Source organism: Allobosea sp. 10N428 (genome assembly GCF_056394545.1).
In genome coordinates, this window is the sequence record NZ_JBFTIC010000004.1 from 184,115 (window position 1) to 197,287 (window position 13,173).

Genomic DNA, 13,173 nt, shown 5'->3' on the forward strand with positions numbered 1-13,173 from the left:
TGGATGCTCGCCACAAGGGCGAGCATGACGGCGGAGGCTAGACCATGCCCACGCTCTTCAACTGCTGATAGGCCTTGAGGATTTCCTGAAGCGTGCCTTCGCGCGAGCGGTCGCCGCCATTGGCGTCCGGATGGAAGCGCTTCACCAGCTCCTTGTAGCGCGCCTTGATCACGACCGAGTCGGCGGTGTCGTCGAGGCCGAGCGTATCGAGCGCCTTGCGCGCGACGACGCCCACGCGCGTTTCCGGCTGGGCCGCCTGCTGCTTGTTGCGCGCGCCGAACAGGTTGAAGGCGTCGTGCATGTCGGCGCTGGCATCGCCATTCGCCTTGCGCCCGCGCTGCGACATCCGCGCCGCCTTGGAATTGACGCCGAGCTTCCAGGTCGGCCTGTGGCCGATCTCCTCCTGCTTCGCGTAGGCCGCGAGCGCGTCGTCATCCATGCCGGCGAAGTAGTTGTAGGTCGCGTTGTAGGACTTCACATGCTCCATGCAGAACAGGAAGAACTGGCCCTCGCGGCCGCGCCCCTTCGGCGCACGGAATTCGCCGCCGCGCGCGCAGCCGGGATGGTCGCAGCGCGGCGCATCGCTGTCGACGGTCGCTTCCGCCTCGGAAGAGCCGATCCTGATGCTGTCGAAAAGGCGTGAGTTGATGTTCATCGTCGACGGTTTATGAGACGCAGGGTTCGGGCCGGCAAGTGCGATGCAGCACATCGCCGAACCGAAAGGACAATCATCGCAACGGTGGCACGATCATGACCGCAATCGCTGAAAGAATCACGCGAAAGCTGACCGAAGCCTTTGCGCCACAGGAATTGAAGGTGATCGACGAGTCGCACCAGCATCAAGGCCATGGCGGCTGGCGCGAGGGCGGAGAGACTCACTTCCGCGTCAATATCGTGTCGGAAGCCTTTGCCGGCAAGAGCCGGCTCGAGCGCCACCGCCTGGTCAATGCGGCACTGGCGCAGGAACTGGCCGACCGCATCCACGCGCTGGCGATCGCAGCGAAGGCGCCGGGCGAGAGTTGAGCGCCGCTCCCCGCGGCCACCGATCCGAGCCTGTGGAGGCCGGTCCGGCGCTACCTGACCGCGGGGGCGGCTGCCTTCGACTCCGAGGGCGAGGCCGCATAGACGGCAAGCGTGACCGCCAGCGCGACGCCCATGAAGACGAACAGCCACCCAAAGGTGGTCTGCGGCTCGTAGCCGTGCCTGTCGAGGGTGTTGACGAGCCGACCCGAAAGCCATTGCATCACGCCCGCCCCGCCCATGAAGACGAAATTCATGAAGGTGACGCCGCGGCCGATCTCCAGAGGTGACATGAAGGCGCGCGCATGCGCCATCACCACGGCATAGGTGACACCGAACAGACCGATGACGAGGAAGAGGCCAACCGCGAGGCGGGGCGATTCCTGTCCCCAGAGTGCCAGCACCAGGCACGCCAAGACTACGATCACCCCACAACCCACGACTGTGATCTTGGCGCCGATCCGTCGATAGAGCGGCAACACCAGCAGCGCTCCCAGCGCGATGAAGCCGCCCATGGCCATCGCCGCATAGCTGGTCGCGGCAAGGTCGAAGCCGTGCACGGTCTGGAGATAGGGCGCGATCCACAAGCCGCGCGTCGAGATCGTCACCCCGTAACTCACGAAGGTGAAGGGGAAGATCAGCCAGAGCGGCCGCTTCACCAAGATCTGCCGGATTCCCTCCAGCAGCGAGACATGCCGTTGCGGAGTGTCGGGCAGCGGCGGCGGGTCCTTCAACAACAGGATCACCAGCAAGGCCGTCAGCGCCACGATTCCGGCGAGGCCGAAGACAGTCGCACGCCAACCATAGGCCGCCAGGAAATAGGCGAGCGGCGCGCCGCTCAGGGGATCGCCGACGGATCCGAACCCGATCAGGAGTGACGACATCGTCGCGAAATGCCGCGGCGAATAGAGCCGCGCGGCGAGATAGAAGCCGGACATCAGGATGGGCGAGCAACCGATGCCGATCAGCGCGAGGGCCGTCAGGGCAGTCACATAGTTTTGCGACAGGCCGAAGATCACCGTCCCGGCGACGGCGACGAGAAGGAAGCCGGCCAGCGTCCGCCGCGGGCCTATCCGGTCGAGCGCATTTCCGACCGGGAATTGCGAGAGCGCGAAGGCGATCAGCCAAGCGGCCTGCAGGCTGCCGAGCTGCCCCTGATCGAGGCCGAGATCCCGCGTGAGATCCCCCGAGATCACGGCCAGAAAGGCGCGGAAGAACTGGCTCAGGATATAGGCGAGCAGCAGAACGAGGAAGCTCGTCACATCAGGCCGCCTTTGCTCGGCGGCCTGTGTTCCGGCGCTCCCGCTGTCCGCTAGGCCGCTCTGCCCTTGCCCGGGACGCCCGCCTCACTTGATGCGTTCGAGCACGGAGACGTAGTTCGCGACCGCGGCCCCGCCCATGTTGAAGATGCCGCCGAGGCGCGGCTCGTCCAGTTGCATGCCCTCCGGCGCCTCGCCGGTGAGCTGCATCGCCGAGAGCACATGCATCGAGACGCCGGTCGCGCCGATCGGATGGCCCTTGGCCTTGAGGCCGCCGGAAGCATTGACCGGCAGCTTGCCGTCCTTCTGCGTCCAGCCTTCCTTGATGGCGCGGGCGCCGTCGCCTTCCTTGGTCAGGCCCATTGCCTCGTATTCGATGAGTTCGGCGATGGTGAAGCAGTCATGCGTCTCGACAAAGGAGAGGTCGTCGAGCGTCACGCCGGCCTCGGCCAGGGCTTTCTGCCAGGCGAGCGCGCCGCCCTCGAACTTCAGGATGTCGCGCTTCGACATCGGCAGGAAATCCTGGACATGGGCCATACCGCGGAAGCCGACGGCGCGGCGCATCTGCAAGGCGGTCGCCTCGTCGGCCAGCACCAGCGCAGCGGCGCCGTCCGAGACCAGCGAGCAGTCGGTGCGCTTCAGCGGGCCGGCGACATAGGGGTTCTTCTCGCTCTCCTCGCGGCAGAAGGCATAGCCGAGATCCTTGCGCATCTGCGCATAGGGGTTCTCGACGCCGTTCTTGTGGTTCTTGGCCGCGATCATCGCGAGCGCGTCGGACTGGTCGCCGTGGCGCTGGAAGTAGGCGGCGGCGATCTTGCCGAAGACACCGGCAAAGCCGGCCGGCGTGTCGCCATCCTCGGGCAGATAGGAGGCCTTGAGCAGGTTCTTGCCGATCTCTGCCCCCGGCGTCTTCGTCATCTGCTCGACGCCGACGACGAGCACGATCTTGGCGTCGCCGGCCTTGATCGCCCGCACGCCCTGATGGACGGCGGCGGAGCCGGTGGCGCAGGCGTTCTCGACGCGGGTGGTCGGCTTGAAGCGCAGGGCCGGATCGGCCTGCAGGACGAGCGAGGCGGTGAAGTCCTGTGCCGAGAAGCCGGCGTTGTAGTGGCCGAGCACGATCTCGTCGACCTGATCGGCGGTGATGCCGGCATCGACCAGTGCGTCGGTCGCGACCCGCACGATGAGACTTTCGACGGTTTCGGCATCCTGCTTGCCGAACGGCGTATGCGCCCAGCCGACGATTGCAGCGCTCATGACGGCTCTCCTTATAATGTGTAGCTACACGTCATCTTGGCAGCCTTGCGCCGCCCGGCAAGCCGGTATCCGTGCATGATCGCCGTGCGTGGATCGGCTGACTCTTCTTGTCTCCAGCACTAGCTGGCTGCTGGGCTCATCGCAATGCCACCGAGAGCAGCAGCCCGACGCCGCCGACGATCATCGCCATGCCCAAGATCTCGCGCCGGCTTGTGCCTTCGGAAAAGAGGCGACGCGAGGCGATCTGCGCCAGCGGCACCTCGATCAGCGCCAGCGTGCGGACATTCGCGGCCGTGGTCAGCGAGAAGCCGATGAACCAGAACTGCGAAGCGGCGGCGCCGAGGAAGCCGGCGGAGAGCGAGCGGCGCCAGTTCTTGAGGCTGCGGAACAGGGCCTCGCGATTGGCGGCGAGCAGGTAGACCGTGAGGATCAGCGTCTGCAGGCCGAGGCCGAGCACGAGAATGGTCGAGGCGCGGATCAGGAAGCCGCCCTCCGGCAGCGCCTGGATGCCGCCGCGAAAGCCGACCGCCGAGAGGGCGAAGAAGGCACCCGAGACGATGCCAAGCACGGCGGGGCGCAGGCCGGCGCGGGTCAGCTTCTCGCCGGGTTTCCACGAGACGACGATCACACCGGCCGTCGCGATCGCGATGGCGAGGAACTTCAGCGGCGTCAGCGCGTCGCCAAGCAGGAACGCCCCAAACAGCGCGACCTGCACGGGCTCGGTCTTGGTGTAGGCGGTGGTGACCGCGAAGGAGCGCTCGCGCATCGCCGCCAGCATCAGCGCCGTCGCCGCAATCTGCGTCAGCGCGCCCCAAAGCGTATAGCCCAGGGAAGCCATGCCGACGGCCGGCGGCAGGCGTTCGAGGCCGATGCAGGCCAGGACCAGGAACAGCACGGCGAAAGGCAGGCCGAAGAGGAAGCGCACCTGCGTGGCGCCGACGACGCCGATGATGTCCGTGAGGGAGCGTTGCGCCAGATTGCGGGCAGTCTGCAGCAGCGAGGCGAGAATCGTCGCCGGAATCCAGAGAAGGCCAAAAGCCACGGTAAGCTCCGGGAAGGAATGAGCGCCTAAGGTTGCCCGCAGCTTTTGAACCGACGCTCCTGTCTAGGCAAATCGCTCGGCAGAGGGTAGGTATGCATCTGCTGGCTGGCGACTGCGTCGGCCGTCTCGAAAATGCCGCATGCGTCGCGTTGAAAGCTGCGCGTCCCGCTTGGTCCAGACTGCCCGCTTCCTCTTCGTCCCGCCAGTTTCATCCAGACAGGTTCAAAGCCCGCCCGATGACCCCCTCCCGCTTTGCCGCCGTCCTCGCCCTCAGTTTCATCGCGACGGGCCCCGCTCTCGCCGGGGCGAGTCTGGTCGTCGACGCATCGAGCGGTGCGGTTCTCTCGAGCGAAAACGCGACGCAGGCCTGGCGGCCGGCCTCCACCACCAAGATGATGACGATCTATCTCGCGCTGAAGGCGGTGCGGGAAGGGCGCCTCGCACTGGAGACCGCGATCCCGGTTTCGAAGCTCGCAGCCAGCCAGCCGCGCGTGAAGGTCTATGCCCGGCCGGGGCAGGAGATCACGCTCGACAACGCGCTGCGCATCATGATGGTGAAATCGGCCAACGACATCGCCTATGTCGTGGCCGAGGGCGTCGGCGGCGATGTCCCGACCTTCGTCGGCATGATGAATGCCGAGGCTCAGCGCCTCGGCATGCGCGACAGCAATTTCGTCAACCCCAATGGCTGGGACCATCCCGACCAGCAGACCAGCGCGCGCGATCTCGCCGTGCTCGCCATGGCGCTGATGCACGACTTCCCGCAATATTCGGACTACTGGAACACCTCGGCCGTACAGCTCGGCAAGCAGGTGATGCAGAACACCAATGGCCTGGTCGGCCGCTATCCCGGCATCGAGGGCATGAAGACGGGGTTCACCTGCGCCTCCGGCTTCAACGTCGTTGCGACGGCCAGCCGCGGCGGCAAGACGCTGATCGCCGTGGTGCTCGGCTCGGTTTCCGGCGTCGAGCGCACCGTCAAGGCCGCCCAGCTCCTCGACGACGGCTTCAGTCGCTGGGGCGGCGGCGGCATCACCGTCGCCTCCATGGCGCCCAGCGGCACGCGCGCGCCGAATATCTGCGACGACGTTCGCCATCGCGGCGGCGGCGTGGCGCTGGCTGACGATGCCGACATCTCCGGCCCGATCGCCGCTTCGGCTGCCGCCGGTGGCAATGATTCGGACGGCGGCCGGTTCGGCGGCTTCACGACGCAGTCGGCAGGCCCCGTCGCCACGCGCTCGCCGCGCGGGCGCATCGTTCTCGGCCAGCGCGCGCAAGTCGTGCCGGTTCAGGTCTCCTTCGGCCGAACCGCCGGCTCCGCCGCCGCTCCGCTCGCCGCCAACGCCACGGCCCAGCCGGAATCGCGGGTCGCGCGCGGCACGGCCCCGACGATCGAGCCGGGCGCTCCCGTCGCCGCCGGGCTCGCCATTGCGCCGCGCCGCACCGCGTCGAGCAATGGCGCGATCCCGCGTGGCACCACCGCCTTCGCCCCCGCCGATGCGCCGGTCCAGCCCTCCGCCAATGCGTTCGAGGCCGGCCCGCTGCGGCTTCAGGGCGCGGTCCAGCGCGGTGCGGCGAATGCCGCGAGCCTGCGTGCGGGCGCGGCCGCCGGCATCAAACCCGCTCCCCGCAACGCCAAGGCGCAAGCGGCCAAGCCCCAGCCCGCAAAGACTCCGGCGACCAAGCCCCAACCCGGCAAGGCGCCCGCCAGCACGAGCGCACTGCCCAAGCCCCGGCCGTCGCAGGCTGCCGTGAAGCCGCAGGCCGACAAGCCCGCGGCCAAGGCAAAGGCCAAGCCCGCCAGCGACGCCTGAGGCCTGATTGGACACGGGGGCAGCCAGCGCACGCCAGGGTTTGCTGCTGGCTTTTGCCTCGGCGGCCGCCTTCGGCACCAATATCGTCAGCGCGCAGATCGCCGGGCAGGTCGGCCTCAGCGGTCCTTTGCTCGTCTTCTACCGCGTCCTGCTGATGCTGATCCTGGTCGGCGGCGCCGCGCTGGCCTGGCGCAGTTCCCTCAGTCTCGCCCGCAACGAACGGCAGCCCGTCCTGCTCTTCGGTCTCGCGACCGCGTTGGTCGGCACCGCCTATCTCTCCTCGGTCAGCTTCGTGCCGGTCTCGGTCGCGGCTGTGGTGTTCTACACCTTTCCGATCCTGATCGTGCTGACCGAACCGCTGTTCACGGCAGCCCCCTTCCGGGCCGACCGGTTCGCAGTCGCGCTCCTGGCCTTCCTTGGAATCGCACTGGTCGTCGGCCCCGACCTCAGCGGGCTCGATCCGCGCGGGCTCGCCCTCGCCTTCATCGCCAGCCTCAGCGCCACCGCGCAGTTCTTCGCCGCCGCGCGCTGCGCCGAAGTCGCGACGCTGCCGAAGCTGTTCTGGTCGCATATCGTCATCCTGCCGGTGACGCTGGCGATCCTGCTGATCACGGGCGGGCTGCTGCCGCCGCAGACCTTCCTGCTCGCGCCGATCGCCGTCGCCATTACCTATGGCGGCTACATCATCGGATTCCTCTTCCAGATCCTGGCGCTGGCGCGCATCGCGCCCGGGCCGGCCGGCCTCGCCTTCTGCGCCGAACCGGTCTTCGCCGTGGCGATCGCCTCTATCGTGCTCGCCGAGCGGCTGGGACCGCTGCAATATGCCGGCGGCGCCCTTGTCATCGTCGCCCTGGTCATTAATGTAATAGTAGAACATTCACGGCGGAGCGTGGTGCCTGCCTGAAGGCTGGATCGTCTTGTGTCCCAGGATGCATGGCGGGGCTCCGGCTATTTCACGAAGCGTCGGATTTTCCCGGAAGGTGGATTCCACTTTTCGGTCCGATGCGCTGAGACCGGACGACAGATCATGACCGGCGCCAATGCCCGCCCTGCTCCCATACCGCTGACGCTGCTCACCGGCTTCCTCGGCGCCGGCAAGACGACGCTGCTGAACCGGCTGCTGAAAGACCCCGCGCTCGCGGACACCGTGGTGCTCGTCAACGAATTCGGCGAAATCGGGCTCGACCACCTGATGGTGGAGGGCGTCGAGGAGAACATGATCCTCCTCGAATCCGGCTGCCTGTGCTGCACGATCCGAGACGACCTCATCGTCACGCTCGAGGATCTGCTGCGCCGGAGGGATAATGGCCGGATCGGCGCCTTTTCCCGCCTCGTCATCGAGACGACCGGCCTCGCGGACCCCGCGCCCATCCTGAACGTGCTGATCAACCACCCCTATCTTGCCATGCGCTTCCGGCTCGACGGCGTCGTCACACTCGTCGACGCCGTCAACGGCATGGCGACGCTCGATGGCCATGAGGAGGCGCGCCGACAGGTCGTCGCCGCCGACCGGCTCGTCCTGACCAAGACCGACCTCGCAGGCCCGGCCGATGCGCTGCGCGCACGCCTCGCCGCGCTGAATCCCGGCGTCGAGATCCTTCCTCCGGACGCGGCGGCGAGCGCGCTGACGGGCGCCGGCCTCTACGATCTGGCTGAGCGCCCGGCTGCGCTGCGCCGCTGGCTGGCCGAAACCGAAATCCCCGATCACGGCCACAGCCATCATCACCATGATCACGGGCACGGACACGGGCACGGGCACGGGCACGGGCACGGGCACGGGCACGGGCACGGGCACGGGCACGGGCACGGGCACGGGCACGGGCATCACGGGCAGGAACCTCATGATGTCAATCGTCACGACGAAGCGATCCGCGCCTTCACGTTGACGGCCGATCGGCCTGTCGCTCGCAGCACTTTCGATCTGTTCTGGACCCTGCTGCGCTCGATCCATGGGCCGCGGCTGCTACGGCTGAAAGGCCTTGTCGATGTGGCCGAGCAGCCCGGGCGCCCGCTGCTTGTGCACGCCGTCCAGCAGATTCTGCATCCGCCCGTCACGCTCGACTCATGGCCTGATGCCGACCGGCGCTCGCGCCTCGTCCTGATCGTCAAGGATATCGAGGAGGAGACCGTCCAACGCCTGTGGTCGGCCTTCCTCGGCCAGCAGGCGGAGCGCGCCGAGGCCGCGCGCTCCTAGCCACCCTCGACCGGTCGCCCTGGCACAGCCGCAGCGGCCTGCTTCTTGAAGCATCTCTCCCGCATGGCGAGGCACATGCCCGTATCTCGCCATTACGGCACAGCCTTGCGCCGGAGCGACGCATCGGGAGCGGGAGCGGATGAGCAAGATCATGGCCCTGGCTAGCGTGGGCGGCACGGCGTCGATGATGCCGACCGGGGCGCGATCGCATCCCGGCACGGCAGTGCACTGCGAAATCCGCCCGCTCTCCTCCTGCGACGGGATCGTCGGAGAATGGGCTGATCTCGCAGCGCGTGCGATCGAGCCCAATCCCTTTCTCGATCCCGGATTCGCGCTCGCTGCGGCCCAGCATCTCGTCTCGTTCCGTGACGTCGCGCTCATGCTGCTCTGGCAGGGCGAGGCAGCACGGCAACAGCGCCGGCTGATCGGCCTCGTGCCGTTCCGCCGGCGCCAGCGCTTGTTCGCGGCCGAGGCTCTCGACGAATTCGCCGATCCCCGCCTGTTCAACGGTACGCCCCTGATCGACAGCACTTTCGTGGCGCCAGCCCTGTCCGCGCTGCTGCGTGCCTGGCGCCGGGAGGCTGGGCCGACCGCCGGCCTGACATTCCCGGCGGTCGATCCGGCCGGACCGTTCGCGACGGCACTCATCCGCATAGCCCGCAGGCACGGCTTCACGGCGGACTGGCAAGATATTGGCTTGCCCGGCCCGCGGCTGGCAGATTCGGCCGGCCCCAGGGAGGCACGGACGGCTTTGGAGGCACAGGGAACGCTGCGCCTGGAAGAACCCTCGACCCTTGCCGGCCGGCGCGACGCCGTCGAGATCCTGCTTGCGCTGGAGGCGTCGGGCCAACGTGGGCAGACCGGCCGGGCAACCCTTCAGGATATCCGCGAGGCCGCCTTCCTGCGCAGCATGAGCCGCAACCTCAGCCGACAGAAACTGTGCCGGATCGCGCTGCTGATGCTGGACGAAAAGCCGATAGCGGCAGCACTGACGCTCGGCCGCGCTCCGTCGCGCTGGCTCTATCTGGCGGCCGGCGATGACGGCCTGGCCCCGGCCAGGCCGCTGGCGCTGCTCCTGGCGATGATGCGCAAGGCCGCTCCCGCGCGCTCGATCAGGCTCGCTGGCGGCCTGCCGATCTTCGAAGCCGTGAGCGGCGGCTTCGGAACGCTGCGCCTCAACCATCGACGGGCCGGCACCCCGGCCGATCTGGCAGCGCGTATTCGCCGGCGGATCGGCCAGTCGCTGTTCAGGCCTCGGCCCGCAGCACACGGCGGATGATCTTGCCCGTCGTGGTCAGCGGCAATTCGCCCCGAAACGCGATCTCGCGCGGATACTCATGTGCCGAAAGCCGTGAGCGCACGAAGTTCTGAAGCTCGGATACCAGAGACGGCGAGCCGTCCTGACCCGGTTTCAGCACAATGAAGGCCTTGACGATCTCGGTGCGCAACGCATCGGGCTTGCCGACCACCGCAGCGAGCGAGACTGCGGGATGTTTCAGCAGGCAATCCTCGATCTCGCCCGGCCCGATCCGATAGCCGGAGGAGGTGATGACATCGTCGTCGCGGCCGATGAAGCGGACATAGCCGTCGACATCCTGCGCGCCCTGGTCGCCGGTGGTCATCCAGTCGCCGACGAACTTCGCCGCCGTCGCCTCCGGATTGCGCCAGTACTCGAGGAACATCACCGGGTCGGGCCGGCGCACGGCGATCTGCCCCTCCTCGCCCGGCGCGCAGACCGAGCCGTCGGGCCGGATGATCGCGACATCATGGCCGGGAACCGACTTGCCGATCGATCCGGGCCGGCTGACACCGACAGCGGCGCTGGAGGCAAGGACGAGGTTGCACTCGGTCTGGCCATAGGCCTCGTTGATCGTGAGGCCCAGCGCCTCGCGCCCCCAGGCCAGCGTCTCGGCGCCGAGCGCCTCGCCCGCCGCCGCGACCGTGCGCAGGTTGAGCCGCCAGCGGCCGCGCGGATTGCCGGCACCGCGCAGCATCCTCAGCGCGGTCGGCGGCACGAAGGCGTTGCGGATGCCGAGATCCTGGATCAGACGGTAGGCCTCGTCGGGCTCGAAGCGCGTTACCGGCCGGGCGACGACCGCGACGCCGAAATGCAGCGCCGGCAGCAGCATGTTGAGCAGGCCGCCGGCCCAGGCCCAGTCGGCCGGCGTCCAGGCGAGGTCGCCCGGCCGCGGCATGAATTCATGCGGCATCTGCACGCCCAGCAGATGGCCGGGCAGGACGCGGTGGCCATGCAGCGCGCCCTTCGGATTGCCAGTCGTGCCCGAGGTATAGATCATCAGGGCCGGATCGTCCGGCGTGGTCTCCACCGGCGTGAAATCGGGGCTGCCTTCGGCGAGGAGTTCGTCCCAACCTTGCGCGCCGCGATCCGGCCCGTCGGTCGAAATCAGCAAAGCGAGTTCCGGCAGCGGCTGCGCGATCTGGCGGAGCTTGCCGAGGCCGGCTTCGTTGGTCACCACGACCTTCGCGCCGGAATCCTCCAGCCGGTAGGCCAACGCATCCACGCCGAACAGCGCCGCCAGCGGCACCGCGATGGCGCCGAGCTTATAGGCCGCGAGATGCGCGGTCAGCACCTCCCGCCCCTGCGGCAGCAGGATGGCGACACGGTCGCCGCGGCCGACGCCGCGCGCGCGCAGGGCACTGGCCAGTCGGTTGGAATGCTCTCGGAACCAGCCGAAGCTGACCGGCGTCACCCGCCAATCCTGCGAAACCTCGATGATGGCCGACCGTTCCGGCGCGCTCGCGGCCCAGCGGTCGCAGACGTCGACGGCGATGTTGTAGCGATCCGGAATGCGCCAGCGGAAAGCTTCACGCAATGCGGCGTAGTCGGTCTGGTCTGGCAATATCAAGGTGGAGGTCCGGTGGCAGGCGCGGCACGATAGGCACGCGCTCAGCCACTGTCACCTACCCGCGGCGCGGCCTCTCCGTGCGTCACGATGCGCTCAGAACATGCGTTCGCCGGCTGGCGGCAGGAATGCGTCCGAAAATGCATCGCCCGCGCGCGCCTTGTCCCGGAAGCTACCCGCCAAAGTGAGCTGATCCAGCGCCCGCGACCAGCGCTCGCCATCGATCCCGCCCAGGCCGTGCGCCCGGACATAGGGCGTGAGCACGTTCCGCTCGTTGACCATGCCGAGCTTCTCGCGCTCGATCTCCGGCTGAGCATCCTCGTTGCGGCGAACCACCAGCTGCGCGCTGGCGCCAGGGTTCAGGACGGCATCACGGACCCCGTGCGTGACGGCGCGCACAAGACCGCGCACCGCATCGGGCTTGCTGGCGGCGAACTTGCCCGCCACGATGACCGCGTTGCCATAGAGCACAAGGCCATGGTCTGCCATCTCCATCAGCACGATGTCGTCCGCCGGCACACCGCGCCCCTTGAGGGAAACATAGGTCGAGGTGCCGAACCCAAAGGCGGCATCGAGTTCCCCGGAAGCCAGCATCGGCTCCCGCACCGGAAGACCCACGGTCTCCAGCCTGATCTTGCTGTCGTCGATCTTGTTCAGGCTCTTGAAGATCGGCCACTGCGCAAAGCTGGCCTCGGCGCTCGCCGTGCCCAGCTTGCGGCCCTCCAGGCTCGCCGGCTCGGCCGTGATGCCCCGGCTCTTGCGGCCGATCAGCGCGAAGCCCGGCCGATCATGGATGATCATCACCGCCTTCAGATCGGCGCCGGGGTTCTCGTCGCGGAAGCGGATGAGCGCATTGACGTCCCCGAAGCCGGCATCCTGCGCACCAGCGGCCAGCCGCTGCAGCAGGGCACGCGAGCCGCTGCCCGGCTCGATGGTGACATCAAGCCCTTCGGCGCCGAAATAGCCCTTGTCCTGTGCGGCCAGGAAAGGCGCGGTCAAGCCGTCGAAACGCCGGTCCAGCGCGAAGCGAACCGGCGTATTGCCCTGCGCACGGGCAGCCCCGCCGCCCGCGATGCAGGCCGCCACAACGCCGGCCGCCAGTTGCCCGAACCCGCGCCGACACAGGACTGGGAAACGAGGGGGCGGAACGAGGGGCATGGCAGGACTCCGGGCGCCTTGCTGACCGCGATGCGGCATCTCCGCATCGTCCATGCTTCTTGACAGCATAAGATGTTGAAATGGCGTCAACGCGGCAGATGTTTCGCTACAAAGGCAGTGCGCCGTCGGTTTTCACTTCTTCCATCACTGCATAGGTCCGCGTCTCCCGGACCGCCGGCAGGGCCAGCAGCACCTCGCCAAGGAAGCGGCGATAGGCGTTCATGTCCGCCACGCGCGTCTTGACCAGATAGTCGAAGCCGCCCGCGACCATGTGGCATTCCAGGACCTCCGGCGCCCGCTTCACCGCCGCGGCGAAGCGCTCGAAGGCATCCGGCGTCGTCTTGTCGAGATAGACCTCGACGAAGACGAGGAGGTGCAGGCCGAGCTTCTCCGGATCGAGCGTGGCGCGGTAGCCGGTGATGTAGCCGTCGCGCGTCAGCCGCTTCAGGCGCTCGCCCGTGGCGGTGGGAGAAAGCCCGACCTTCTCGGCAAGCTCGACGCCGGCGATGCGGCCGTCGCCCTGCAGCAGAGCGAGGATACGGCGATCCGTCCTATCCAGCATGAT

12 protein-coding genes are annotated in these 13,173 nt (G+C 67.9%); 5 read left to right on the top strand and 7 right to left on the bottom strand.

The annotated features are described in order from the left end of the window. Positions 1–37 precede the first annotated feature (37 nt). Positions 38–655, bottom strand: a complete 618-nt coding sequence (locus AC1DDA_RS14950; protein ID WP_441509579.1) for a J domain-containing protein — start codon at positions 653–655, stop codon at positions 38–40. Between the two features lie 95 nt (positions 656–750). Between AC1DDA_RS14950 and AC1DDA_RS14955 the strand changes: the two genes are divergently transcribed. After that, the gene (locus AC1DDA_RS14955) at positions 751–1,023 is read left to right on the top strand and encodes a BolA family protein (RefSeq protein ID WP_476796335.1); all 273 of its coding nucleotides are present in this window, start codon (positions 751–753) and stop codon (positions 1,021–1,023) included. 50 nt (positions 1,024–1,073) lie between these two features. Here the strand turns inward: AC1DDA_RS14955 and AC1DDA_RS14960 are convergent, their stop codons facing one another. From AC1DDA_RS14960 to AC1DDA_RS14970, 3 genes are all read right to left on the bottom strand, one after another. Beyond that, a complete protein-coding gene (locus AC1DDA_RS14960; protein WP_476796336.1) occupies positions 1,074–2,282 on the bottom strand; it encodes an MFS transporter in 1,209 nt (402 codons plus the stop codon). A gap of 84 nt (positions 2,283–2,366) precedes the next feature. Next, positions 2,367–3,536 (bottom strand): acetyl-CoA acetyltransferase, encoded by a 1,170-nt coding sequence (locus AC1DDA_RS14965; protein WP_476796337.1) that lies wholly within the window; start codon positions 3,534–3,536, stop codon positions 2,367–2,369. A 136-nt stretch (positions 3,537–3,672) separates the two neighbouring features. Further along, positions 3,673–4,578, bottom strand: coding sequence for an EamA family transporter (locus AC1DDA_RS14970; protein WP_476796338.1), 906 nt, complete (start codon positions 4,576–4,578; stop codon positions 3,673–3,675). A 236-nt stretch (positions 4,579–4,814) separates the two neighbouring features. On the opposite strand from AC1DDA_RS14970, the gene AC1DDA_RS14975 reads away from it, so the two are divergent. The 4 genes from AC1DDA_RS14975 to AC1DDA_RS14990 all read left to right on the top strand — a co-directional run bounded on the left by AC1DDA_RS14975 (position 4,815) and on the right by AC1DDA_RS14990 (position 9,865). Next, a complete protein-coding gene (locus tag AC1DDA_RS14975; RefSeq protein WP_476796339.1) occupies positions 4,815–6,392 on the top strand; it encodes a D-alanyl-D-alanine carboxypeptidase family protein in 1,578 nt (525 codons plus the stop codon). A 7-nt stretch (positions 6,393–6,399) separates the two neighbouring features. Further along, the gene (locus AC1DDA_RS14980) at positions 6,400–7,296 is read left to right on the top strand and encodes a DMT family transporter (protein ID WP_476796340.1); all 897 of its coding nucleotides are present in this window, start codon (positions 6,400–6,402) and stop codon (positions 7,294–7,296) included. 123 nt (positions 7,297–7,419) lie between these two features. Beyond that, complete coding sequence (locus tag AC1DDA_RS14985) at positions 7,420–8,586, top strand: CobW family GTP-binding protein (RefSeq protein ID WP_476796341.1); 1,167 nt, start codon at positions 7,420–7,422, stop codon at positions 8,584–8,586. Between the two features lie 139 nt (positions 8,587–8,725). Further along, on the top strand, positions 8,726–9,865 hold the full coding sequence (locus AC1DDA_RS14990; protein ID WP_476796342.1) for a GNAT family N-acetyltransferase: 1,140 nt from the start codon (positions 8,726–8,728) through the stop codon (positions 9,863–9,865). Here the strand turns inward: AC1DDA_RS14990 and AC1DDA_RS14995 are convergent. The 3 genes from AC1DDA_RS14995 to AC1DDA_RS15005 form a co-directional block, all read right to left on the bottom strand. Next, the gene (locus AC1DDA_RS14995) at positions 9,834–11,450 is read right to left on the bottom strand and encodes an AMP-binding protein (RefSeq protein WP_476796540.1); all 1,617 of its coding nucleotides are present in this window, start codon (positions 11,448–11,450) and stop codon (positions 9,834–9,836) included. The two genes, AC1DDA_RS14990 and AC1DDA_RS14995, sit on opposite strands and share 32 nt — an antisense overlap. A 96-nt stretch (positions 11,451–11,546) precedes the next feature. Then, positions 11,547–12,608, bottom strand: a complete 1,062-nt coding sequence (locus AC1DDA_RS15000; RefSeq protein ID WP_476796343.1) for an ABC transporter substrate-binding protein — start codon at positions 12,606–12,608, stop codon at positions 11,547–11,549. 106 nt (positions 12,609–12,714) lie between these two features. Beyond that, positions 12,715–13,173 (bottom strand): Lrp/AsnC ligand binding domain-containing protein, encoded by a 459-nt coding sequence (locus AC1DDA_RS15005; protein ID WP_441510104.1) that lies wholly within the window; start codon positions 13,171–13,173, stop codon positions 12,715–12,717.

Excerpts from the sequence above, each read along its gene's own strand:
- AC1DDA_RS14950 (WP_441509579.1), bottom strand. The coding sequence starts at position 655 with ATGAACATCAACTCACGCCTTTTCGACAGCATCAGGATCGGCTCTTCC.
- AC1DDA_RS14985 (WP_476796341.1), top strand. The coding sequence starts at position 7,420 with ATGACCGGCGCCAATGCCCGCCCTGCTCCCATACCGCTGACGCTGCTC.
- AC1DDA_RS15000 (WP_476796343.1), bottom strand. The coding sequence starts at position 12,608 with ATGCCCCTCGTTCCGCCCCCTCGTTTCCCAGTCCTGTGTCGGCGCGGG.
- AC1DDA_RS14965 (WP_476796337.1), bottom strand. The coding sequence starts at position 3,536 with ATGAGCGCTGCAATCGTCGGCTGGGCGCATACGCCGTTCGGCAAGCAG.
- AC1DDA_RS14975 (WP_476796339.1), top strand. The coding sequence starts at position 4,815 with ATGACCCCCTCCCGCTTTGCCGCCGTCCTCGCCCTCAGTTTCATCGCG.
- AC1DDA_RS14955 (WP_476796335.1), top strand. The coding sequence starts at position 751 with ATGACCGCAATCGCTGAAAGAATCACGCGAAAGCTGACCGAAGCCTTT.
- AC1DDA_RS14990 (WP_476796342.1), top strand. The coding sequence starts at position 8,726 with ATGAGCAAGATCATGGCCCTGGCTAGCGTGGGCGGCACGGCGTCGATG.